Consider the following 23731-nt stretch of genomic DNA (forward strand, 5'->3'; position numbering starts at 1 on the left):
TCCTTGCCCCCTGCGGCGCCTTCGATTTCCTGACGATGCTCTACCAGATCCCTTCGTTCCTGCTGGACGTCATCGCCGGCCTGCTGGGCGGCGCCTGCCTGCTGCGCCTGTACATGCAGCTGCACCGCGTGCCCTTCGGCAATCCACTGGGGCGTTTCGTCTTCGCGTTGACCGACTGGATCGTGCTGCCCCTGCGCCGCATCCTGCCCGCGGCGGGCCGCTGGGACCTCGCCAGCCTGGTGGCGGCCTGGCTGATCGTCATGCTCAAGTACCTGCTGCTGATGCTGCTGGCCGGCGGGCTGCGGCCGGTGGCGCTGCCGCTGCTGTCGCTGTTCGGGCTGCTGCAGCTGGCGGTGTCGGGGTTGACGGCGCTGCTGATCGTCTATGCGGTGCTGTCGTGGGTGCCCGGTGCCTCGCCGGTGCTGCACGACCTGGTGCAGCGCCTGGCCGAGCCGCTGGTGCGGCCCATCCGCCGCGTGGTGCCGCTGATCGGCGGCGTGGACCTGTCGCCGCTCGTGGCCATCGTGCTGCTGCAGATCGTGGCGATGGTGCTGGGCAACCTGCTGGTGGGCATCTACGGCATCGGGCGCTGAGGCACGGAGCCGGCGCCGAGCCCCACAGGGCGGGCGCCGGGCAACTGCGCCTGAAGCCGCTCAGTAGACGTCGCGGCGCAGCCGGCCTTCCATGAGCAGCGCCTCCACTGCCGCGGCACCGAGCAGCTCGCGCAACGCGGCATCCACGCCCTGCGCCATGCCTGCCAGGCTGCCGCAGACATAGAGCACGGCGCCGTCGTCCATCCAGCGGCGCAACGCGTCGCCTGCATCCTTCAGCGCGTCCTGCACATGGCGGCCGGTGGGCGCTACGCGCGACCAAGCCAGGTCCACCCGCGGTAGGAGGCCGCGAGCCTGCCAGGCCTGCACGTCGTCGGCGAAGAAGGCGTCGTGGTCTGGGTGCCGCTCGCCGAAGACCAGCCAGTTGCGCCCGTGGCCGCGCTGCGCCCGCTCGCGCAGATGTCCGCGCAGGCCCGCGAAGCCCGAGCCGTTGCCGATGAAGATGCAGGGGCGGTCGTCGTCGATCAGCCGGAAGCCCGGGTTGTCGACCAGCCGCAGGCGCAGCGGTGCGCCAGGCAGGGTCTGCACCGTGAGCCAGTTGGACATGAGGCCGAGGCGCCCGTCGTCCAGCACGCGCTGGCGCACCAGCAGGCTGAGGGTGCCGTCGTCCGGGATCGAGGCGACGGAATAGCGCCGTGGCGGCTCGCCGGACGTGGGCGCTTCGATCTCCACCAGCGCGCCTGGCTGCCAGGCGGTCTCGGGGGGCAGGGCGATCTGTAGCTCGAACAGCGGCGAGCCGGCGCTTCCAGGATTCAGGTGCGTGCGCAGGCCCAGCTCGGCATGCAGCCAGTCAGGCACGGCCTGGGCCGGGCCCAGCGTTGCGTCCTCGTCCAGCACGACGCCGAAGGCTGCGCCCACTTCGGCGCGCCAGCGCACGAGGGCGGAGGCGTCCGTCTCGTCCATTTCCACCAGCGGGAACAGCGGTCGCGCGCCCAGACGCCGTAGTTGCCCGTCGAGTGCACGACCGAAGCCGCAGAAGGCGCCGTACTGGCGGTTGCCCAGGGCCATCAGGCCGAAGGCGGGCGCCGGCGTCAGCGGCCCGCTCATCGTGCTCAACCGCCGGGCGAAGGCGCGTGCCGCGTCGGGCGGCTCGCCGTCGCCATAGCTGCTGGCCACGACCAGCACGCGCGGGTGGCGGGACAGATCAGCCGGGGCCAGCGCCTGCAGCGGCCGGACGTTGGCGGGCACGCCAGCGGCGCCCAGGGCTGCCGCGGTCTGCCAGGCGAGTCGTTCGGCGTGGCCCGTCTGGGTGGCGAAGGCGATCAGCAGCCCGCCGGTCTCGGGTGTGGCGCTGCCCCCTGCGGCGGCCAGCGAGGCCCGCCGCGCCTGCCGAGCCGCCGCTGCCTCGCGCCGCCGACGCAGGTACAGCAGCCAGCCCGTCACGGCGAAGAGCAGGAGCCCGGCGCTGGCCAGCACCATCACCACCCGGCCGAGCGGGCCCCAGAAGCTGCCCATGTGCAGCGGATAGATGCTGTTGACCAGCCGCGCTGGCGCGCTCAGTTCGGCATAGCGGCGATGCTCGATGGGCTCGCCGGTGGCGGCGTCCAGGTAAAGCCGGTTGCGGGCGCGCTCGTGCTCGGCGTCGCGGCGCAGGTAGGTGACTTCGACCCGCGGATTGGCGCGTGCCGGCAAGCGCAGCGTCACCAGCTGCCAATTGCCGTCCGATGCGCGCAGGAATCCCTGCCAGAGCCGGTCCAGATCGGGCGCGACGCGGGGTGGCGCAGACCCGGGGCCCGCCGCGGACGACGCGCCGCCAGCGGCGCCCATGGTGCGGCCGGCCGGGTTGCCGCCGCTGCGCTGCATGCGCACCGCCTGTCCTTCGCCCACCGCGCCGTCCACCGCCGCACGCACGGCGTCGAAGCCCCAGTAGACGCCGGTCAGCCCCGACACCAGGTAGCACAGCAGCGCCAGCGTGCCCGCCACCGCATGCAGGTTCCACAGCAGCGCGCGGCCGCGCAGGCGCAAGTCCACGCGCAGCCAGGCGCGCCAGTCCAGCGTCCGGCGCGGCCAGCGCAGCACCAGGCCGGAGAGGGCCAGCAACAACAGCGAGGCCGCGAGCACGCCCGTCACCGGCTTGCCGATGTCGCGCGGCAGCAGCAGCCAGCGGTGCAGCGATTCGACGGTCTCGAAGAATTCGTCGCCCTGCGGCTCGGGCAGCGGCTCGGCGGTCCACGGGTCCAGCCAGTGCTGTGCGCCGCGGCGCTGGCCGGGCGCCGGTGCGAGGCCGATGCGCACGGGCCAGCCGGCCTGCTCGCGCAGGGTGAGCGTCTGCACCTGTACCTTCGGGTCACGCGCCTGCACGGCGGCGACCAGCGCGGCGGGGTTGAGCGGCGCAGCGCCGGGCATGGGCGGCTGGCGCTGGAACAGTGCCGGATTCAACGCCTGGACGATCTCCGCGCGGTAGGCCAGCAGCGCGCCGCTGCTGCCGATGACCGCCAGCGCCGTGCCGGCCGTGATGCCGGCCAGCCAGTGCAACTGGAACAGGACTTGGCGCCAGGTCCAGCGCATGTCAGCCTCTCGCTGCGCTCACAGGTCGACCTTCATCAAGGCCTTCACGGTGCGCGGCGTGCCGACAGCCAGACGCGTCCCGGCGGCCGACCAGTAGCGCTTGTCGCCGGCGTTCTCCACGTTCAGCTGGAACTGGGTGCGCCTGCCGAACAGCTGCGTCACGTAGCGCGCCCCCACGTCGAACAGCGTGTAGCCGCCGATGAAGCCCTGGTTCAGGTCGTCGATGGGCCGTCGGCCCGTGTAGTAGGCGCCGCCGTTGATCGAAAGCCCTGGCACGCCTGCGATGTCATACGACAGGAACAGGCTGGCCGTCTTGCGCGCCGTGTTCTCGGGCATCTTGCCGTTGTACTGGGCGTTGATGTCGCGGAAGGCGGCGTTCAGCAGCTGGCCCGAGGCCTGCCAGGCCAGCTGCTTCGTGATCTGGCCCTGGGCCGACAGCTCCAGCCCGCGGAAGACCTGCCGGCCGTCGCCCACGAAGGTGTTGGCGCTGTTGGTGTAGGTGCCGGGCCGGTCGATGTCGAACACCGCGGCCGAGAACATCGTGCCGGTGGGCGCCTGCCAGCGCAGGCCGAGTTCCTTCTGCTTGCTCACGCCCGGGGCCAGCCGCTGGTTCTGGTTGGTGGTGCCGGCGGGCGCCGCCTCGCCTTCCTCCACACCCTGCGCATAGGAGCCGTAGACGGCCAGGTCCGGCGTGAACTTGTGGGTCAGCGCGAGCAGCGGCGAGGTCTTGTCGACGTCGTAGGCGATCACCGGCAGCGTGGTGCTGGCGCCCTGCACGCTCTGGTAACGCGTGTGGCGCACGCCGGCCACCAGTTGCCACTCGGGCGAGATCACGATGCGGTCCAGCGCGTACAGGCCCAGGTCGCTGCTGTCCTGGAAGCCGTTGGTGGGCACCAGCGTGCGGCTGCTGAGCGCCAGGGGCGCGATGGGAAGCGGGGCGTACAGGTACTGCACCGTGCTGGCGCTGCCGTAGCTGCGGTTGTAGAGCGGTGCCTGGCTCTTGTCGGCCCGTGCCACGCCCAGGGTCAGCTCGTGCTGGAGACTGCCCGTCTGGAAGGTGCCGAACAGCTCGGTGCGCAGCAGCTGCGAGGTCTGCTCCAGGTGCTGCACGGTGCCGGTGATGCGGCCCCGGCCCGTCGTCACGTTGTAGTTGCTGAAGGTCGCCAGCCCGCGGTCGCGCTCGGCGTCGGATCGACCGGCCTCGACCATCAGCGCCCAGTCGCCGTTGATCGAGTAGTCGGCGCGCAGCTGGGTGTTGGTCACCTCGGCGGAGAAAGGCGCCCAGGTGGGGCCGAGCAGCCGGGTGGGGTCGGGCAGGGCCGGCAGCGTGATCACGCCATTGACTGCCGCCGGCCGGGCGATGCCGGCCTGCTCCACGATGCGCTTCTGGTAGTGCTCGATGTCGGCCTTGAGGGTCAGCTGCGAGTTCACGCGCCAGTCGAAGGCCAGCGACTGCATCTGGCGGTTGCCGTCCACGCCGCCGATGGCCGAGCCCAGGCTGCCGCCCGCGGCATTGATGCGCACGCCGAACTGATCGTCCGCGCCGAAGCGCCGGCCGATGTCCACCAGGCCCTGCGCGCCGCCATGGTCGTCCACCTTCACGCCCACGCTGGTCACCGGCGTGGCGCCGGCCCGCTTGGTCACGAAGTTGACGATGCCGGCCGGCGAGGTGAAGCCGTAGTAGAGCGCCGAGGCGCCCTTGAGCACCTCCACCCGCTCCTTGTTCTCCATCGGGATCTCGGAGATGTTGGGGATGGCCAGCGAGCCGTTGAGCCGGTAGTTGGTGCGGTTCTCGACGCCGATGCCGCGGATGACCAACTGGTCGAAGGTGTCGCCGCCGTTCTGCTGGCGCGTGACGCCGGCGGTGTTGCGCAGCACGTCGTAGACGCTGTCGGCCGCCTGCAGTTCGATGACGGCGCTGGTGACGGCATTCACGGTGGCCGGAACGTCCATCAGCTGTCCGCCGCGGAAGGTGCCCGCCTCCACCGTGTTGGCGACGAAGCCGTTGCTGCGGTCGGCGCGCACGTCCACGGTGTCCAGGGTGGTCTGGGCCAGGACGGCGCAGGGCAGCGGCAGCGCCAGGGCGGCGGCGACAGGGAGCAGTCTTCTCATGAGCAGGCGGGCCGGCGTGCGGCCACAAAAAAGCGCGCCGATGCGCGCTGTTGGCGAACTGGTAAAAACCCTATTCTGCCTTGCTAATGAGAACTTTTCTCATGTTCGTGGCGATTGTCGCAATCGCACCACGGCCCGGCCGCTTCGGACCGGGCGCCCAAGGGCGATCAGCCGACCGCGTCGGCCGGCTGGCGCGTGAGCATGGCCAGCACGCTGGCGATGGTCTTGCGAAGCTCGCGGCGGTCGCTGATGAAGTCGACGGCGCCCTTTTCCTGCAGGAACTCGGCGCGCTGGAAGCCCGCGGGCAGCTTCACCCGCACGGTGGACTCGATCACGCGCGGGCCGGCGAAGCCGATCAGCGCCTTGGGCTCGGCGATCACCACGTCGCCCACGAAGGCGAAGCCGGCCGAGACGCCACCCATGGTCGGGTCGGTCAGCACGCTGATGTACGGCAGGCCCTTCTTGGCCAGGCGGGTGAGGGCGGCGTTGGTCTTGGCCATCTGCATCAGCGACAGCAGGCCTTCCTGCATGCGGGCGCCGCCGGTGGCGGTGAAGCAGATGAAGGGCACCTTCTGCTCGATGGCGGTTTCGACGCCGCGCACGAAGCGCTCGCCGACCACCGAACCCATGGAGCCGCCCATGAACTCGAACTCGAAGCAGGCGGCGACCACGCCGATGTTGAGCACCGAGCCGCCCATCACCACCAGGGCGTCGGTCTCGCCGGTGGACTCCAGCGCTTCCTTCAGGCGCTCGGGGTACTTGCGGCTGTCCTTGAACTTGAGGGCGTCGACCGGCAGCACTTCCTGGCCCAGCTCGTAGCGGCCTTCGGCATCGAGGAAGGCGTCGAGCCGCGCGCGGGCGCCGATGCGGTGGTGATGGCTGCAGCTGGGGCAGACGTTCTGGTTCTGCTCCAGGTCGGTCTTGTAGAGCACCGTCTCGCAGCTCGGGCACTTGATCCACAGGCCCTCGGGCATCTGGCGCCGGGCACCGGGGTCGGTGGGCGCGATCTTGGGGGGGAGGAGTTTTTCGAGCCAGCTCATGGTGTGCGTCCGAGTTCTGTGCAAGGAGGCGGACGGGGCGGCCAGGCCGCCTGTCCGCGGCGCCTGCCGGGCGCGGTGGCCGGGCAGGGCGGGGAACGAGGGGACGGATTATCCCGCTTTCGGCCCGGAGACCGGCAGCGCATCCAGCGCGGCGCGGATGCCGCGCAGGAAATCGCCCGCCGCAGCCAGTGCCGCTTCGCGCGGCTGGCCCTCCAGCAGCTGGATGATCCGCGTGCCGATCACCACCGCGTCGGCCGTGCGGCCCACGGCCTGCGCCGTCTGCGCGTCGCGGATGCCGAAGCCCACGCCCACCGGCACCGTCACGTGCTGGCGGATGCGCGGCAGCATCTGCTCGACGGCACCGGTGTCCAGGTGGCCGGCGCCGGTCACGCCCTTGAGCGAGACGTAGTAGACGTAGCCGCTGGCCACCCGAGCCACCTGCGCCATGCGCGCGTCGGTGCTGGTGGGGGCGAGCAGGAAGATCAGGTCCAGCCCATGGGCGCGCAGGTCGGCGGCGAAGGCTTCGCATTCCTCGGGCGGGTAGTCGACGATGAGCACGCCGTCCACGCCCGCCGCCGCCGCGTCGCGCACGAAGGCGCCGACGCCATGCTTGAGGTCGTAGCGCTCCACCGGGTTGGCATAGCCCATCAGCACCACGGGCGTCTTCGTGTCCTGGCCGCGGAACTCGGCCACCATGACCAGCACCTGCGCCATGCCCACACCCATCGCCAGTGCGGCCTCGCCGGCCTTCTGGATCACGGGGCCGTCGGCCATCGGATCGGAGAAGGGCACGCCCAGCTCGATCACGTCGGCGCCGGCGGCGACCATGGCGTGCATCAGTGCAGGCGTGATGTCGGCCTGCGGAAAGCCGGCGGTGACATAAGGAATCAGCGCCTTGCGGCTCTCGCCCGCCAGGCGCGCGAAGGTGGACGCGATGCGCCGGCTGTCCGGCGTGGTGCTCGTGCTGCTCATTGCTTGCCTCCCTTCACCGAGAGGCCACGCATGGAGGGGCGGTCGTAGAAGTCCACGCCCGACAGATCGGCCACGGTGCCGATGTCCTTGTCGCCGCGGCCGGACAGGTTGACCAGAATGGACTGGTCGGGCCGCATCGTCTTGGCGAGCTTCATGGCGTAGGCCACCGCATGACTGGACTCGAGCGCCGGGATGATGCCTTCGGCGCGGCACAGGTGGTGGAAGGCAGCCAGCGCCTCGGTGTCGGTCACGCCCACGTACTCGGCGCGGCGGATGTCGGCCAGGTAGGCATGCTCGGGGCCCACGCCGGGGTAGTCCAGGCCGGCGCTGATGCTGTGCGTCTCGGTGATCTGGCCGTCCTCGTTCTGCAGGATGTAGGTGCGGTTGCCGTGCAGCACGCCCGGGCTGCCGCGCTGGATCGAGGCCGAATGCTTGCCGCTGTCCAGGCCCTCGCCGGCGGCTTCCACGCCCACCAGCTTCACCTGCTCATAAGGGATGTAGGGATGGAAGATGCCCATGGCATTGCTGCCGCCGCCCACGCAGGCCACCACCACGTCGGGCTGGCTGCCTTCGCCCGGGAGCATCGAGGGCATCTGCTCCAGGCATTCCTTGCCGATCACGCTCTGGAAGTCGCGCACCATGGCCGGGTAGGGGTGCGGGCCGGCCACCGTGCCGATGATGTAGAAGGTGTTCTCCACGTTCGTCACCCAGTCGCGCATGGCCTCGTTGAGCGCGTCCTTGAGCGTGCGGCTGCCGGATTCGACCGGCACGACGGTGGCGCCCAGCAGGTTCATGCGGTAGACGTTGGGGCTCTGGCGCTTGACGTCCTCGCTGCCCATGTAGACCACGCATTCCAGGCCGTAGCGGGCGCAGATGGTGGCCGTGGCCACGCCGTGCTGGCCGGCGCCGGTCTCGGCAATGATGCGCGGCTTGCCCATGCGGCGCGCCAGCATGGCCTGGCCGATCACGTTGTTGATCTTGTGGGCGCCGGTGTGGTTGAGGTCCTCGCGCTTGAGGTAGATCTGCGCGCCGCCCAGCTCGCGGCTGGTGCGGGCCGCGTGGTAGATCGGCGATGGCCGGCCGACGAAGTGCTTGAGCTCGTAGGCGAATTCGGCGAGGAAGTCCGGGTCCTCGCGGTAACGGTCGTAGGCCTCGCGCAGTTCGGCGATGGCATGGGTCAGCGTCTCGCTGACGAAGCTGCCGCCGTAGGGGCCGAAATGGCCGGCGGCGTCGGGCAGGGCATAGGTGGGCATGTTCATGGCGATCGTGATGATGGCGCCGGTGCGCAGGCGGGCACCGGCAGAACGATGAGGTCTTCTTGGCAGCCGTCAGGACGCGCAGTGTCCTGACGGTGCAGCCGGCGGGCCCGAAGGCCCCGGCTCAGCGGGCGAGGAGCGCGTCGGCCGCGCGGACGGCGGCGACGAACTCGCGGATCTTGTCGCCGTCCTTGATGCCCTTGGCCGTCTCGACGCCCGAGCTCACATCAACCGACAGCGACCGGCAGCGCGGGCGCAGCAGCGCGATGCCATCGCCCACGTTTGCAGGTGCGAGCCCACCACTCAAGACGAGGTGAGCGTCGACGGCGGCTGGAAGGAGTGACCAATCGAAGACCTTGCCGGCACCGCCAAAGCCGTCGACATGGGCGTCGAGCAGGATGGCGCTGGCCTGGGAAAAAGAAGCAGCGTAGTTTAAGAGGTCGAAGCCGGCCCCTGCCGCGCCCAGGGGGATGCGGGCGGCGCGCAGCCAGCGTTGGCGGCCCTTGCCCGTGGATTGCCAGCACAGTTCGGGCGTCTCGTCGCCGTGGAACTGGGCCATGGAACCCGGCACCGCCGCCAGCGCAGCCTGCACCCGATCCGGCGCTTCATTGACGAAGAGCAGCACCGGCACCACGAAAGGCGGAAGCCGGCGCGCCAGCTCCGCGGCGCGCTGCAAGGTCACGGCCCGCGGGCTTTTGGCGTAGAGCACGAAGCCCACCGCATCGGCTCCCGCGTCCACGGCCGCGTCCACGTCCTGCTCGCGCGTGAGACCGCAGATCTTGATGCGGGTGCGGAAGGTGGCGGACGAAGGTGGCATGGCGTGTGCGGACAGAGGAACAGGGCGCGTGACTGGGCGAGAGGGGGTGAATGCCCGACGATGTTCAGGGCAGGTTCTCGCAGGCACCAGGCTCCACGCCCATGGTGACCTCGGGCGGAAGCCCCCATCCGGCGTCGTACATCGGCCCGAGGAAGTACAGCCCGTCGGCTGCGAAGGTGGGCGCCGCTGCCTGCCGGCTGCGCGCGTCGCGCACCTCGCGCAGCCAGTCGGGTGTCGCATGGCCCTGGCCCACGCGCACCAGGCAGCCCATGATGTTGCGGATCATGTGATGCAGGAAGGCGTCGGCCTCGAAGTCGAAGTGCCAGTGGCAGCGCTCTGCCGCACCGACGCGCGCGATGGCGATGCGCCGCACGGTCTTGACCGGCGATTTGGCTTGGCACGCCGAAGCGCGGAATGAGCTGAAGTCGTGCTCGCCCAGCAGGTGCGCGGCGGCGGCGCGCATGGCCTCTCCATCCAGCGCATGCATCGACCAGCCCACCTTGCCCGCCTCCAGGCTGGGCCGCACCGGCGACTGCGACAGCACATAACGGTAGCGCCGCCCCAGGGCCGCGGCGCGGCAGTGGAAGCGGTCGGGCACCGGCTGCGCCCACTGCACGGCGATGTCCTCCGGCAGGAAGCGGTTGGGCCCGCGCACCCATGAGAAGGGCACGCGCTCGATGTCGGTGTCGAAGTGCACCACCTGCATCCAGCCATGCACGCCCGCGTCGGTGCGGCCGGCGCACAGCGTGCCGATGCGCTGCTGCGCAAAGCGTTCGAGCGCCCGTTCGAGCTGGTCCTGCACCGTGCGACCGGAAGGCTGGCTCTGCCAGCCGTCGTAGGCGCGGCCGTTGTAGCGGACGCCGAGCGCGAGCCTCATGCGCGCGACGCGCCTGCAGCGGGCAGGCAGGCGAGGAAGATCGGAGGGCAGGACGGCAGCGCGGGCATGGCAGAAAAAGAGGGCCGGCCACCCTGGGTGGGTGGTACGGCGCGGCCCTGGAGTATCAGCGCAGTTCGGCCAGCAGGCGGCGTGCGTCTTCCTGCAGGGCGCCGTCGCTTTCAGCGATCAACTCCTCCAGCAGCATGCGGGCGCCTTCCGGATCGCCCAGCGCGTGCAACTCGCGCGCGAGCGACAGCTTGACGGCGTCGGCACTCTCCCCGGGGCCAGGGTCGATGCCCGTGGGAATGTGCAGCGGCAGGTCCATGGGCTGCGTGTCGGCCGTGTTGAGCGCGGCGTGGAAGTCGCGGCTGAAGATGTCCGAGCCTTCCATGGACAGCGGCGCGTGCAGCGTGGCGGGCTGGGTGCGCACCTCGTCGCCGACATGGCGGAACCCTGCCATTGGCTCCAGTTCGGCCGGGGCGGTGTCGAAGTCGTTGCCCAGATCGCCGACCGGGGCCGAACGCAGGGGCGCCGGAATGGTGGGCTCGTCCGCCGCGCCGCGAAGTCCCGAGGCTGGCCCGCCGGGGACCGGACGCGCGTCGTCTGCCAGCGCCGACGGGAACAGCGACGAGACCGATGGCGTCGTGGGCGCCGGAGCGGCCGCCGGCGTGCGTGCGGGCGGCAGGTCCAGATCCAGGTCGAAATCCAGGGGCGCGACCGAAGGCACGAACGCCTGGGGCTTCGGCTCCTCCGGGGGGGCGGACATGGCGCCGGCCGCGCTGGCGGATGCGGCGATGCCGGCGGCGCTCATGGCAGGCGCCAGGCCGGCAGGCAGGGCGGCTGCCGGGGCGTCGGCCGCATGGGCGCCCTGGTAGAGCGCGTTGGACGGGTCTAGGCTGCGGCCCAATTCCTGCGCGCGATGCCAGTCGGACCCCTTGCCGCCCGTCTGCCCCTGCAACTCGAGCGCCAGTTGCTCGAAAGCGCGGGCGTCGCGGCGGCGGGCGTAGATCTCCAGCAGCTTGAGCTGGATGCCGGTGCGTTCCGGCGACGTGCGCAGCGCTTCCTTGAGGATCTCCTCGGCCTGGAGGTCGCGGCCGTAGGCGAGGTACACGTCCGCCTCCGCCACCGGGTCCACATCGCCTGCATCAAGCTGGCTGGGCGAATAGTTGAGCGAGGAGGCGCCGCTGTGGTCCTCCTTGGTGTCGACCGTCGCGCCGCCGGAGCCGCCGAAGTAGGAGTCCTTCTGCAGGCTTTCGGGGAACAGGCTCTCGGCCGCGTCCTTCTTCTGCTGCTGGCGCCGGCGAGCCAGCAGGGCGAGCAGCAACAGCAGCAGGACAATGCCGCCGCCCGCCAGCATCAGCGGATTGGCCAGCAGCGAATCCAGCAGGCCTTGTTCTTCCTGCGCGGCGGAGGGGGCAGGCGGGACCGGTGCGGGAGCCACCGCTGCGGAGGCGGGTGGTGCCGGTAGCGCCACGGCGGCCCCGCCGGACGCGGCGGCTTGCGGCGTTGGCGCCGTGGCTGCGGGTGTCGACGAGGCGGACCCTGTGGTGGAAGGCGCCGTCACGCCTGGTGCGCCCGTACCGCCCGCCGTTCCCTCGGAGGGCGCCGCGGCCTGAGGGGCGGAAGGCCCGGCAGGTGCAGCCTGTGCGGGCGCCGCCGTGCCTGCGGACGCGCCGCTTGATGCGCCTTGCAGCCGGTTGAGTTCCTCGATGTTGCGGGAGAGTTCGGCGACCCGGCTGCTGGATTCCTTTGCCTGGCGCTGCTGTGCCAGGCGCTCCTCGGCCGAGGCCTGGCCCGGCGCCGCGCCCCGCGAGATGGTCAGCCGGTCCGCGGATGCACCCGCGGCCGATCGGTCCTGCACGCGCGCCTGGAGGCCGCCCGACGCCTGCCGGTCCGCCCCTTCCACGTTCATCGACGGCGCGTTGGTGGCCAGGCGTTGCCGGTAGCTGTTGAAGTCGCGGCTCTGGGCCACGATGGTGCGGCGGGCTTCTTCCGGCGGTGTGGCCCGGGCCGCATCGGCCGAAGGCATCTGCAGCACGGCGCCGGCGCGCAGCCGGTTGACGTTGCCGTTCATGAAGGCGCTGGGGTTGGCGCGCAGCATGGCCAGCAGCATCTGGTCGAGCGAGACATCGGCCGGCTTGGCGGCCACGGCCAGGCGGCCGGCGGTGTCGCCCGCGCGCACGGTGATGGCGCTTGCAGGCCCTGGCGGCGCCGCTGCCGGAGCAGGCGCTGCCGCGCCTTGCAACGAGGTTGCTGCCGGCCGCTCGGCCCTTGCGGCCTGGCGGGTGGGTGCGGGCGTGATCGGGCGGTCGATGGCTACGCCGGACGATGTCGCGGGCGCCCGGCCCTGCGGCGGATCGATCAGGGCGGTGTAGTCCCGGACCAGTCGCCCGCTGGGCGAATTGGCTTCGATCAGGATGTCCACGAACGGGTCGTTCATCGGACGCACCCCTTCCAGGCGGACCACGTAGCCGCCGTCCGCGCGCCGCTGGAGCGTGGTGCGCACGCCCTGGAGCGTATCGGCGAACGTCAAGCCGGCGTTCTGGAAAGTCTGAGGTGCAGCCAGGCGGACCTGCAGGTTCGTCGCCTCGGCCTGGGTGACGTCGGTGACCTGGACTTCGGCCCGCAGGGGCTCGCCCAGCGCCGACAGCACATTCAGCGCGCCCAGCGTCAGCGCCTGCGACTGGGTGGACCACAGGCCGAACGCCGCCACCACGGCCCAGCCCAGTGGAGAAATGCGGAAACGGCGAACGGCCGCCGAAGCGGCCGTGTCGCGCCCGGCGGCCTGCGCAGGCGGCGAGAGTCTGGTCATGCTGTCGCGGGCCATGCCCGAAAAATGTAAGTAGACGTTAACACCCGCGCTGCCCAAAAACAAGGCGAAGGGCCCCGCTCGGTTGGGGCGCCGGCCGTCTCATCCAGATCATGCGTTGCCCCGGGGCAACGCATGATGAGGAGTGTTAAGCGTCCAGCAGGATGCGCAGCATGCGGCGCAATGGTTCCGCCGCGCCCCAGAGCAGCTGGTCGCCGATGGTAAAGGCGCCCAGGTACTCGGGGCCCATGGCCATCTTGCGCAGCCGGCCGACCGGGATCGTCATGGTGCCGGTCACGGCCACGGGCGTCAGGTCCTTGAGGGTGGCTTCGCGCGTGTTGGGCACCACCTTCACCCAGGCGTTGTCGGCCGCGATCATGGCCTCGATGTCGGCCAGCGGCACGTCCTTCTTGAGCTTGAATGTCAGGGCCTGGCTGTGGCAGCGCATGGCGCCCACGCGCACGCAGAAGCCGTCGACCGGCACGGCGGGGCTGCCGAAGCCTTCGCCCTGGCCGAGGATCTTGTTGGTCTCGGCCATGCCCTTCCATTCTTCCTTGGACATGCCGTCGCCCAGGTCCTTGTCGATCCAGGGGATCAGCGAGCCGCCCAGGGGCACGCCGAAGTTGGCCGTCTCTTCGCCCGAGAGGCTGCGCTGCCTGGCGATGACCTGGCGGTCGATCTCGAGGATGGCGCTCTTGGGGTCGTCCAGCAGGGCCTTCACTTCCGAATAGAGTGTGCCGTACTGCGTCAGCAGCTCGCGCATGTGCTGCGCGCCGCCGCCCGATGCGGCCTGGTAGGTCTGCGTGCTCATCCACTCGACCAGGCCCGCCTTGTAGAGCGCACCCACGCCCATCAGCATGCAGCTGACGGTGCAGTTGCCGCCGATCCAGTTGCGGCCGCCGTCGGACAGGGCGTTCTTGATGACCGGCATGTTGACCGGGTCGAGCACGATGACCGCGTCGTCCTTCATGCGCAGCGTGGAGGCGGCGTCGATCCAGTGGCCGTTCCAGCCGGCGGCGCGCAGCTTGGGGAAGACTTCGGTGGTGTAGTCGCCGCCCTGGGCCGTGATGATGATCTCGCAGCGCTTGAGCTGGTCGATGTCGAACGCGTCCTGGAGTGTGGTCTCGTTCTTCGCCATGGCGGGCGCCTTGCCGCCGGCGTTCGAGGTGGAGAAGAACAGCGGCTCGATCAGATCGAAATCCTTCTCGGCCACCATGCGGTCCATCAGGACCGAGCCGACCATGCCGCGCCAGCCGACCAAACCTACCAACTTGCTCATGTCAAAAGCCCTTTCAGAGTCATACAAAGAAGACCGCGGCGAAGGGGCTGGCCCGCCTGGCTCGTCCGTGGGCCAGGGGGGAGGCACGCGCGACGAACCAGGCTGGGTCAGCCCTTAATGGTCGTCGTGGTTTTGGTGATGGATGCGCGCGCGGTGCTGGCCAGGGCGGCAGGCACGGTGTTCAGGGCGAACGGGCGGGCGACAAACATGGGGCGCGATTGTAGCCGGCATCGGCGCAGTCCTACATGCAAAACGGCCCGACAGGGCCGCTTTGCAGTGGGTGTCGCGTGCGCCCGACGGGCGCAGCGTTTACACCTTTTCAGGCCAGAGCCTTCAGAACGGCATCGCCCATTTCCCGGGTGCCAACCTTGGTGGTGCCTTCGCTCCAGATGTCGGGCGTACGCAGGCCCTGCGCCAGCACGGCCTTGACGGCGGTCTCGATGCGCTGGGCGGCGTCTTCCTGGTTGAGGGAGAAGCGCAGCATCATCGCGGCGCTCAGGATGGTGGCCAGCGGATTGGCCACGCCTTTGCCGGCGATGTCGGGTGCGCTGCCGTGGCTGGGCTCGTACAGGCCCTGGTTGCTGTCGTTCAGGCTGGCCGAGGGCAGCATGCCGATGGAGCCGGTCAGCATCGAGGCCTCGTCCGAGAGGATGTCGCCGAACATGTTGCCGGTCACGATCACGTCGAAAGCCTTGGGCTTCTTCACGAGCTGCATGGCCGCGTTGTCGACGTATATGTGTTCCAGCTCGATGTCGGGGTAGTCCTTGTGCACCTCGGTGACCACGTCCTTCCAGAACTGGAAGGTCTCCAGCACGTTGGCCTTGTCCACGCTGGTGACGCGCTTGTTGCGCTTGCGGGCGGCCTCGAAGGCCACGCGGGCGATGCGCTCGATCTCCGGGCGCGAGTAGCGCATGGTGTCGAAGGCCTCGTCGGCGCCCGGGAAGTGGCCGTCGGTGGCCACGCGCTTGCCACGCGGCTGGCCGAAGTAGATGTCGCCGGTCAGCTCGCGGATGATGAGGATGTCCAGGCCTGCGACCAGCTCGGGCTTGAGGCTGGAGGCATGCGTCAGCTGCTCGTAGCAGATGGCCGGGCGGAAGTTGGCGAACAGGCCCAGATTCTTGCGCAGGCCCAGGATGGCCTGCTCGGGGCGCAGCGGGCGGTCCAGCTTGTCGTATTTCCAGTCGCCGACGGCGCCGAAGAGCACCGCATCGGCTTCCTTGGCCAGCTTGAGCGTGGCCTCGGGCAGCGGATGGCCGTGGGCCTCGTAGGCGGCGCCGCCGACCAGGGCGGTCTCCATCTCGAACTTGAGGTCCAGCGCGTCCAGCACGCGCACGGCCTCCGCGACGATTTCGGTGCCGATGCCGTCGCCGGGCAGAACTGCGATCTTCATAAGTGGTGTTTGGTTGAAAGTGAAATGGGTCAGGCCAGCATTTGATGCGCGAGCCAGGGCTTGGCCGCCAGCCGCTCGGCCTCGAAGGCCTTGATCTTGTCCTTGTGGCGCAGCGTCAGGCCGATGTCGTCCAGGCCGTTCATCAGGCAGTAGCGGCGGAAGGGCTGCACCTCGAAGGGGATCTCCTCGCCATCGGGCTTGACGACGACCTGGCAATCCAGGTCGACGGTCAGCTCGTAACCCGGGAAGGCGAACACCTCATCGAACAGCTTCGCCACGGTGGCCTCCGGCAGCACGATGGGCAGCAGGCCGTTCTTGAAGCTGTTGTTGAAGAAGATGTCGGCGAAGCTGGGCGCGAGGATGGCGCGGAAGCCGTACTGGTCCAGTGCCCACGGCGCATGCTCGCGGCTGGAGCCGCAACCGAAGTTCTTGCGCGCCAGCAGCACCGAGGCGCCTCGGTAACGCGGCTGGTTCAGCACGAAGTCGGGGTTGGGCTTGCGGCTGGCCGGATCCATGCCGGGTTCGCCATGGTCCAGGTAGCGCCACTCGTCGAACAGGTTGGGGCCGAAGCCGGTGCGCTTGATCGACTTGAGGAACTGCTTGGGGATGATGGCGTCGGTGTCGACGTTCTCGCGATCCATCGGGGCCACGAGGCCCTTGTGCACGGTGAATTTCTGCATGGTGTCTGCTCCCTGGCTCAGGCGATGGTGCGGATGTCGACGAAGTGGCCACGGATGGCGGCGGCGGCGGCCATGGCCGGGCTCACCAGGTGGGTGCGCCCGCCGGCGCCCTGACGGCCTTCGAAGTTGCGGTTGCTGGTGGAGGCGCAGCGCTCGCCCGGCTCCAGCCGGTCGGCGTTCATGGCCAGGCACATCGAGCAGCCGGGCTCGCGCCATTCGAAGCCGGCGGCCTTGAAAACCTCGTGCAGGCCTTCGCGCTCGGCCTGTTCCTTCACCAGGCCGGAGCCGGGCACGACCATCGCCACCTTGATGTTCTTGGCCACCTTCTGGCCGAGCTTCTTGACCACCGTGGCGGCCTCGCGCATGTCCTCGATGCGGCTGTTGGTGCAGCTGCCGATGAACACCTTGTCCACGAAGATGTCGTTCATCGCCTTGTTGGGCTCGAGGCCCATGTAGGCCAGGGCACGCTCGATGGCGCCGCGCTTGTTGGCGTCCTTCTCCTTGTCCGGGTCGGGCACGCGGCCGTCGATGGGCAGCACCATCTCGGGCGAGGTGCCCCAGGTGACCTGCGGCTTGATCTCGGCGGCATTGAGCTCGACCACGGTGTCGAATTTCGCGTCGGGGTCGGAATGCAGCGTCTTCCAGTAGGCGACGGCCTGGTCCCATTCCACGCCGGTGGGCGCCAGCGGGCGGTTCTTCACGTAGTCGATGGTCTTCTGGTCCACCGCCACGAGGCCAGCGCGCGCGCCGCCTTCGATGGCCATGTTGCAGACCGTCATGCGGCCTTCCATGGACAGGTCGCGGATGGCGGAGCCGGCGAACTCGATGGTGTAGCCCGTGCCGCCCGCCGTGCCGATCTTGCCGATGATGGCCAGCACGATGTCCTTGGCCGTGCAGCCCAGCGGCAGCTTGCCCTCGACCTTGACCAGCATGTTCTTGGCCTTCTTGGCCAGAAGGGTCTGCGTGGCCATCACATGCTCGACCTCGCTGGTGCCGATGCCGTGGGCCAGCGCGCCGAAGGCGCCGTGGGTGGAGGTGTGGCTGTCGCCGCATACGACGGTCATGCCCGGCAGCGTGGCGCCGTTCTCGGGGCCGATCACGTGCACGATGCCCTGGCGCTTGGACAGGAAGGGGAAGAAGGCGGCGGCGCCGAATTCCTCGATGTTGGTGTTCAGCGTGGTGACCTGTTCCTTGCTGATCGGATCGGCGATGCCGTCGTAGCCGCGTTCCCAGCCGGTGGTGGGCGTGTTGTGGTCGGCCGTGGCCACCACCGAGCTGACGCGCCACAGCTTGCGGCCGGTCTGGCGCAGGCCTTCGAAGGCCTGCGGGCTGGTCACTTCGTGCACCAGGTGCCGGTCGATGTAGAGGACGGCGGTGCCGTCTTCCTCGGTGTGGACGACGTGCTCGTCCCAGATCTTGTCGTAGAGCGTGCGGGCCATGGGGTCTCGTCTTTCGTGGGGGATCGGGGTTGGTATTCGGGAGGTCTCACAAGGTGTGAATGAATCCGGCGTGGCCGAGCGGGCTGCGAAAACGCTCCCAATCAAGGAGCAAAGCGCAGCCATAGCTCGGGCTATGGCGAGCATTTGCAACGCGGAGTGGGCGTGTTTTGGCAGGACGGGCGGGCATGTCGGGTTCGTTCACACCTTGTCAGGCGTCGTCCGCGTCGGCGGGCACCTGTGCGGCTTCTGCCTGCTGCAGGTGCTGAACCAGCGTGCGCGCCGCCACTGGCAGGGTGGAGAAGTCGCGGGCCACCAGGCGGATCTCGCGGTGCGCCCAGTCGTCGCTGAGGTCCACTGCGGCCAGCCGGCGGCCGATGCCCGCCTGCATGAGCTCGAAGGCGCGGCGTGGCATCACGCCTACGCCCAGCCCGTTGTCGATCATGCGGCACATGGCGTCCAGCCCGGTGACGTGGATGCGCAGCCGCACGCTGCGGCCCTCGGCGGTGGCGGCCTGGTACATCGCGCGGTAGATGGAGCTGTGGGTGTGAAGGCCCACGTGGTCCTCGTCCAGCGTCTGGGCGAAGCCGACGCAGGGCTGCGCGGCCAGGGGATGCTGCTGCGGCAGCACGAGTGCCAATTGGTCGCGCCGGTAAGGCAGGGTCTGCAACTCGCCCGCATCGTCCTCGGGCACATGGCAGATGCCCAGATCGGCCGCTCCGGCCTGCACCGCGCGCACCACCTCGTGGCTGAGGTGTTCTTCCAGATCGATCTTGATGCCTTCGTGAAGCCGGGCGAAGGCGCCCAGATCCTCGGGCAAGTACTGCACGATGGCGGAGATGTTGGCATGCACCCGCACATGGCCGCGCACGCCCTCGGCGTACTCGGAGAGCTCGCCCTGCATCTTCTCCAGGCTGTAGAGCATGGCGCGGGCGTGGTGCAGAAGGCTTTCGCCAGCGGGCGTCAGGTCCACCCCTCGGGCATGGCGGTAGAGCAGGCTGATGCCGAGTGTGGATTCGAGGTCGGACAGCCGCTTGCTGATGGCCGATGCCGCGATGAACTCGCGCTCGGCCGCACGGCCGATGCTGCCCAGCTCGCACACGGCCACGAAGAGCTGCAGCGACGTCAGGTCGATGCGGCGCGCAAAACTGCGTTCGAGGGTGAGCGGGGCGGGCGAGGTCATCACGATCCACGAGGGGAGGCGTGATTTTCCTATGGTTTGTCCATGCTAGTCATCGCGGATGGCGATGGGGTGGCTGGCAAGGCGCGAACCCGTTGTGCCCCGTCGCGCCATGACGGTCGCGGGGTGCCAAGAAAAACGGCCCACGAGGGGCCGTCCGGTGGTGTGGAGCGGCAATGCCGCCCACGGTCACTGTCGCTTCTTTGCAGAATCTTCGATCTTTTCGCCAGCCTTTTGGACGTCCTGGCCCGCACCCTTGAAGGTGTTGCAGCCGGCCAGCGGCACGGAGACGGCGAAAGTGATGGCGAGCAGGGCGGCGAGTTTCTTCATGGGACGTTTCCTTCCTCTTCGTGGACGATGTGGATGTCGGAGGTCACCCTCCGCAGCGCAATGTGACGACCAGGAAGTCAGGCGGATGTCAGTCAAGACGCAAAAAGGCCGCCCGAAGGCGGCCTATGCATTGCAGGCGGGCACCTCGCGGCACCTGCATGCGGGCGGCGTTCAGCGCTGGGCGATCGGCTTCACGTCGCGCTTGTCGGCGCCGGTGAAGAGCTGACGCGGACGGCCGATCTTGTACTCGGGGTCGCTGATCATTTCGTTCAGCTGCGCGATCCAGCCCACCGTGCGGGCCAGCGCGAAGATGCCGGTGAACAGGTTGACCGGGATGCCGATGGCGCGCTGCACGATGCCGGAGTAGAAGTCGACGTTCGGGTAGAGCTTGCGCTGCACGAAGTAGTCGTCTTCCAAGGCGATCTTTTCCAGCTGCTTCGCCAGGGCGAACAGCGGGTCCTTCTCCAGGCCCAGCTCGGACAGGACCTCGTTGCAGGTTTCCTGCATCAGCTTGGCGCGCGGGTCGTAGTTCTTGTACACGCGGTGGCCGAAGCCCATCAGCTTGACGCCGGAGTTCTTGTCCTTGACCTTCTCCATGAACTCGCCAACCTTGGAAACACCGCCATTGCGCTGGATGTCTTCCAGCATATTCAGGCAGGCCTCGTTGGCACCGCCGTGGGCGGGGCCCCACAGGCAGGCCACGCCGGCCGCGATGGCGGCGAACGGGTTGGTGCCCGAGCTGCCGCACAGGCGCACGGTGGAGGTCGACGCGTTCTGCTCGTGGTCCGCGTGCAGGATGAAGATGCGGTCGATGGCGCGCTCGATGACCGGGTTGACCTTGTACTCTTCGCACGGCGTGCCGAACATCATGCGCAGGAAGTTGCCTGAGTAGCTCAGGTCGTTCTTCGGATACATGTACGGCTGGCCGGTGCCGTACTTGTAGGCCATGGCGACCAGCGTGGGCATCTTGGCGATCAGGCGGATGGCCGCGATCTCGCGATGCTCGGGGTTATTGATGTCGGTGCTGTCGTGATAGAAGGCCGACAGGGCGCCCACCAAGCCGGTCAGCACGGCCATCGGGTGCGCGTCGCGGCGGAAGCCACGCAGGAAGAACTGCATCTGCTCGTTCACCATCGTGTGGCGCGTCACCGTGTCGGTGAACTCGGCCTTCTGCGATTCGTTGGGCAGTTCGCCGTTGAGCAGCAGGTAGCAGGTTTCCAGGAAGTCGCAGTTCACCGCCAGCTGCTCGATGGGGTAGCCGCGGTACAGCAGCTCGCCCTTGTCGCCGTCGATGTACGTGATGGCCGACTGGCACGACGCCGTGGACAGGAAGCCCGGGTCGTAGGTGAACATGCCCGTCTGCGCGTACAGCTTGCGGATGTCGATGACGTCCGGACCGACCGTGCCCTTGTAGATCGGCAGATCGATGGCTTGATCGCCATTGCTGAACGCGAGCGTGGCCTTGATGTCGGAGGCTTTCATGTCGACTTTCTCTTGAGAAGGTGGAGGAAATGGGGAGGGTGGCGAAGGATCGGATGGAGCGGCTCAGGCCGCGAGCCGGTCGCCCGGGGGGCGCATCAGCTCCAGCACCGCCGCCACCTCGGCCCCGGCCCATGCGGGCTCGGGCTCCTTTCGGCGCAGCAGAAGGTCGAGCAGGTCGTTGTCCGGCAGGTCCATCAGGGTTTCGATCGCCTGGGCCTGGGCCCGGGTCAAGCCAGAACCATGCCGCTCGAAGAAGCGGGTGATGAAGATGTCGTTCTCCAGCAACCCGCGTCGGCAACGCCACTGCAGCCGGGCCAGGGCGCGCTCGTCGAGTCGTTCGTCGGATGCGCCCGGGGCTGGCTGCGATTGCGGCATGGCGTGTCGTCTCCGTTGCTTCGTTCGGCCAGGATCAGATGGCGCGACGCACCATCAGCTCCTTGATCTTGCCGATCGCCTTGGTGGGATTCAGGTGCTTGGGGCACACGTCCACGCAGTTCATGATCGTGTGGCAGCGGAACAGGCGGTACGGGTCTTCGAGGTTGTCGAGCCGTTCGCCGGTGGCTTCGTCGCGGCTGTCGGCGATGAAGCGGTAGGCCTGCAGCAGGCCGGCCGGGCCGACGAACTTGTCGGGGTTCCACCAGAAGCTCGGGCAGCTGGTGGAGCAGCTCGCGCACAAGATGCACTCGTACAGGCCGTTGAGCTCTTCACGCTCCTCGGGCGACTGCAGCCGCTCGCGCTCGGGCGCCAGGCCCTCGGTGATCAGGTACGGCTTGATCGAGTGGTACTGCTTGAAGAACTGGGTCATGTCCACGATCAGGTCGCGGATGACCGGCAGCCCCGGCAGCGGCTTGAGCACGATGGTGCCCTTGAGCGTGTTCATGTTGGTCAGACACGCCAGGCCGTTCTTGCCGTTGATGTTCATCGCGTCCGAGCCGCACACGCCTTCGCGGCAGGAGCGGCGGAAGGCGATGCTCGGATCCTGGGCCTTGAGCTTGACCAAGGCGTCCAGCAGCATGCGCTCGTGGCCGTCGAGTTCGATCTCGACGGTCTGCATGTAGGGCTTGGCGTCCTTGTCCGGGTCGTAGCGGTAGATCTGGAATGTGCGCTTCATGTCGGTGTCTCGTGGGGTTGCGGCGATGTCAGAACGTGCGGACCTTCGGCGGCACGCTGTCGACGGTCAGCGGCTTGAGGTTGACCGGCTTGTAGGTCAGGTTGTTGCCCGCGCTGTGCCACAGCGTGTGCTTCATCCATTCCTTGTCGTTGCGGCCCAGCGGGAACTCCGGATGGTCGGCCGGGTGCTCGTAGTCGTCCACCGTATGGGCGCCGCGGCATTCCTTGCGGGCAGCGGCCGAGACCATCGTGGCCTGGGCCACTTCGATCAGGTTGTCGACTTCGAGCGCTTCCATGCGCGCGGTGTTCCACACCATGGACTTGTCCTTCAGCGTCACCGAAGGAACGCGGCTGCGCAGGTCGGCCACCTTGACCACGCCTTCGTCCATGCTGGCCTGGGTGCGGAACACGCCGGCGTGCTGCTGCATGGTGGCGCGGATGTCGTTGGCGATGTCCTGCGCGTAGATGCCGTCGTTGGAGTCCTGCAACTGGTTCAGGCGCGCCAGGGTGCGGTCGGCGCCGTCGGCCGGCAGGGGCTTGTGCTCGCCGCTGTTCTTGACGAAGTCGACGATGTGCTTGCCGGCCGACTTGCCGAACACCAGCAGGTCCAGCAGCGAGTTGGTGCCGAGGCGGTTGGCGCCGTGCACCGACACGCAGGAGCATTCGCCCACCGCGTACAGGCCGCCCACGACCTGGTTGTGCACCTCGCCGTTCTGCACCACCACCTGGCCGTTGATGTTGGTCGGGATTCCGCCCATCTGGTAATGGATGGTGGGCACGACCGGGATCGGCTCCTTGGTGATGTCGACGTTGGCGAAGTTGTGGCCGATCTCTTCCACCGAAGGCAGGCGCTTGCGGATGGTGTCGGCGCCCAGGTGGTCGAGCTTCATCAGGATGTAGTCCTTGTTGGGACCGCAGCCGCGACCTTCCTTGATCTCCTGGTCCATCGAACGCGAGACGAAGTCGCGCGGGGCCAGGTCCTTCAGCGTGGGCGCGTAGCGCTCCATGAAGCGCTCACCATTGCTGTTGAGCAGGATGGCGCCTTCGCCGCGGCAGCCTTCGGTCAGCAGCACGCCTGCGCCGGCCACGCCGGTGGGGTGGAACTGCCAGAACTCCATGTCCTGCAGCGGGATGCCGGCGCGCGCCGCCATGCCCAGGCCGTCGCCGGTGTTGATGAAGGCATTGGTCGACGCGGCAAAGATGCGGCCCGCGCCGCCGGTGGCCAGCAGCACGGCCTTGGCCTGCAGCACGAACAGGTCGCCGGTTTCCAGCTCGATGGCGGTGACACCCACCACGTCGCCGTCGGCGTCGCGGATCAGGTCCAGGGCCATCCACTCGACGAAGAAGTTCGTCTTGGCCTTCACGTTCTGCTGGTACAGCGTGTGCAGCATGGCGTGGCCGGTGCGGTCGGCCGCGGCGCAGGCGCGCTGCACGGGCTTCTCGCCGTAGTTGGCGGTGTGGCCGCCGAAGGGGCGCTGGTAGATCGTGCCGTCCGGATTGCGGTCGAAGGGCATGCCGAAGTGTTCGAGCTCGATGACGACCTTCGGTGCTTCACGGCACATGAACTCGATGGCGTCCTGGTCGCCCAGCCAGTCAGAACCCTTGATGGTGTCGTAGAAGTGGTAGTGCCAGTTGTCCTCGGACATGTTGCCGAGCGAGGCCGACACGCCGCCCTGCGCCGCCACGGTGTGCGAGCGGGTCGGGAAGACCTTGGACAGCGAGGCCACGTTCAGGCCGGCGCGCGAGAGCTCGAGCGCGGCACGCATGCCGGAACCGCCGGCGCCGACGATGACGACGTCGAACTTGCGCGTCGCGATTTTTGCTTTGGTGTACGACATGGGC

Annotated in this window: 19 protein-coding genes; 1 reads left to right on the forward strand and 18 read right to left on the reverse strand. The window is 68.8% G+C overall.

The window, feature by feature from the left end; genetic code table 11:
• Nucleotides 1-35 precede the first annotated feature (35 nt).
• On the forward strand, nucleotides 36-593 hold the full coding sequence (locus KBC94_RS04915) for a YggT family protein (protein WP_294366920.1): 558 nt from the start codon (nucleotides 36-38) through the stop codon (nucleotides 591-593).
• Nucleotides 594-653: 60 nt separating this feature from the next.
• Here KBC94_RS04915 and KBC94_RS04920 read toward each other — a convergent pair whose 3' ends face one another.
• The 18 genes from KBC94_RS04920 to sdhA all read right to left on the reverse strand — a co-directional run bounded on the left by KBC94_RS04920 (nucleotide 654) and on the right by sdhA (nucleotide 23727).
• Entirely contained in the window at nucleotides 654-3119 is a 2466-nt protein-coding gene (locus KBC94_RS04920; protein ID WP_294366923.1) for a sulfite reductase flavoprotein subunit alpha, read from the reverse strand.
• An 18-nt stretch (nucleotides 3120-3137) separates the two neighbouring features.
• The gene (locus KBC94_RS04925) at nucleotides 3138-5231 is read right to left on the reverse strand and encodes a TonB-dependent siderophore receptor (RefSeq protein WP_294366926.1); all 2094 of its coding nucleotides are present in this window, start codon (nucleotides 5229-5231) and stop codon (nucleotides 3138-3140) included.
• Nucleotides 5232-5398: 167 nt separating this feature from the next.
• Nucleotides 5399-6271 carry an acetyl-CoA carboxylase, carboxyltransferase subunit beta gene (gene accD / locus KBC94_RS04930; protein WP_017761322.1) on the reverse strand — a complete coding sequence of 291 codons (873 nt, stop codon included), beginning with the start codon at nucleotides 6269-6271 and terminating at the stop codon, nucleotides 5399-5401.
• 108 nt (nucleotides 6272-6379) lie between these two features.
• A complete protein-coding gene (gene trpA / locus KBC94_RS04935) occupies nucleotides 6380-7243 on the reverse strand; it encodes a tryptophan synthase subunit alpha (RefSeq protein ID WP_294366944.1) in 864 nt (287 codons plus the stop codon).
• Nucleotides 7240-8496, reverse strand: coding sequence for a tryptophan synthase subunit beta (gene trpB / locus KBC94_RS04940; protein ID WP_294367617.1), 1257 nt, complete (start codon nucleotides 8494-8496; stop codon nucleotides 7240-7242). The genes trpA and trpB overlap by 4 nt, the downstream gene beginning before the upstream one ends.
• 127 nt (nucleotides 8497-8623) lie before the next feature.
• A complete protein-coding gene (locus KBC94_RS04945; RefSeq protein WP_294366946.1) occupies nucleotides 8624-9316 on the reverse strand; it encodes a phosphoribosylanthranilate isomerase in 693 nt (230 codons plus the stop codon).
• 64 nt (nucleotides 9317-9380) lie between these two features.
• On the reverse strand, nucleotides 9381-10193 hold the full coding sequence (truA, locus tag KBC94_RS04950) for a tRNA pseudouridine(38-40) synthase TruA (RefSeq protein WP_294366952.1): 813 nt from the start codon (nucleotides 10191-10193) through the stop codon (nucleotides 9381-9383).
• 124 nt (nucleotides 10194-10317) lie between these two features.
• Entirely contained in the window at nucleotides 10318-13005 is a 2688-nt protein-coding gene (locus KBC94_RS04955; RefSeq protein ID WP_294366954.1) for a FimV/HubP family polar landmark protein, read from the reverse strand.
• 145 nt (nucleotides 13006-13150) lie between these two features.
• The gene (gene asd, locus KBC94_RS04960; protein ID WP_294366957.1) at nucleotides 13151-14281 is read right to left on the reverse strand and encodes an aspartate-semialdehyde dehydrogenase; all 1131 of its coding nucleotides are present in this window, start codon (nucleotides 14279-14281) and stop codon (nucleotides 13151-13153) included.
• Between the two features lie 319 nt (nucleotides 14282-14600).
• Nucleotides 14601-15671, reverse strand: coding sequence for a 3-isopropylmalate dehydrogenase (gene leuB, locus KBC94_RS04965; protein ID WP_294366960.1), 1071 nt, complete (start codon nucleotides 15669-15671; stop codon nucleotides 14601-14603).
• A 29-nt stretch (nucleotides 15672-15700) separates the two neighbouring features.
• The gene (gene leuD, locus KBC94_RS04970; RefSeq protein ID WP_294366963.1) at nucleotides 15701-16351 is read right to left on the reverse strand and encodes a 3-isopropylmalate dehydratase small subunit; all 651 of its coding nucleotides are present in this window, start codon (nucleotides 16349-16351) and stop codon (nucleotides 15701-15703) included.
• Between the two features lie 17 nt (nucleotides 16352-16368).
• The gene (leuC, locus tag KBC94_RS04975) at nucleotides 16369-17790 is read right to left on the reverse strand and encodes a 3-isopropylmalate dehydratase large subunit (RefSeq protein ID WP_294366967.1); all 1422 of its coding nucleotides are present in this window, start codon (nucleotides 17788-17790) and stop codon (nucleotides 16369-16371) included.
• A gap of 208 nt (nucleotides 17791-17998) precedes the next feature.
• On the reverse strand, nucleotides 17999-18970 hold the full coding sequence (locus tag KBC94_RS04980; protein ID WP_294366971.1) for a LysR substrate-binding domain-containing protein: 972 nt from the start codon (nucleotides 18968-18970) through the stop codon (nucleotides 17999-18001).
• A 186-nt stretch (nucleotides 18971-19156) separates the two neighbouring features.
• The gene (locus KBC94_RS04985; RefSeq protein WP_114802580.1) at nucleotides 19157-19297 is read right to left on the reverse strand and encodes an entericidin A/B family lipoprotein; all 141 of its coding nucleotides are present in this window, start codon (nucleotides 19295-19297) and stop codon (nucleotides 19157-19159) included.
• A gap of 171 nt (nucleotides 19298-19468) precedes the next feature.
• Nucleotides 19469-20779 carry a citrate synthase gene (locus KBC94_RS04990; RefSeq protein ID WP_294366975.1) on the reverse strand — a complete coding sequence of 437 codons (1311 nt, stop codon included), beginning with the start codon at nucleotides 20777-20779 and terminating at the stop codon, nucleotides 19469-19471.
• Nucleotides 20780-20842: 63 nt separating this feature from the next.
• Nucleotides 20843-21154: a succinate dehydrogenase assembly factor 2 gene (locus KBC94_RS04995; RefSeq protein WP_294366978.1), complete on the reverse strand. Its 312-nt coding sequence runs from the start codon at nucleotides 21152-21154 to the stop codon at nucleotides 20843-20845.
• A gap of 34 nt (nucleotides 21155-21188) precedes the next feature.
• Entirely contained in the window at nucleotides 21189-21890 is a 702-nt protein-coding gene (locus tag KBC94_RS05000; RefSeq protein WP_017761520.1) for a succinate dehydrogenase iron-sulfur subunit, read from the reverse strand.
• A gap of 28 nt (nucleotides 21891-21918) precedes the next feature.
• Nucleotides 21919-23727 carry a succinate dehydrogenase flavoprotein subunit gene (sdhA, locus tag KBC94_RS05005; RefSeq protein WP_294366993.1) on the reverse strand — a complete coding sequence of 603 codons (1809 nt, stop codon included), beginning with the start codon at nucleotides 23725-23727 and terminating at the stop codon, nucleotides 21919-21921.
• Between the last annotated feature and the right edge of the window lie 4 nt (nucleotides 23728-23731).

Origin of the sequence: Pseudacidovorax sp. (assembly GCF_017991995.1) — a bacterium.
In the GTDB taxonomy this organism is placed as follows: domain Bacteria; phylum Pseudomonadota; class Gammaproteobacteria; order Burkholderiales; family Burkholderiaceae_C; genus Xenophilus.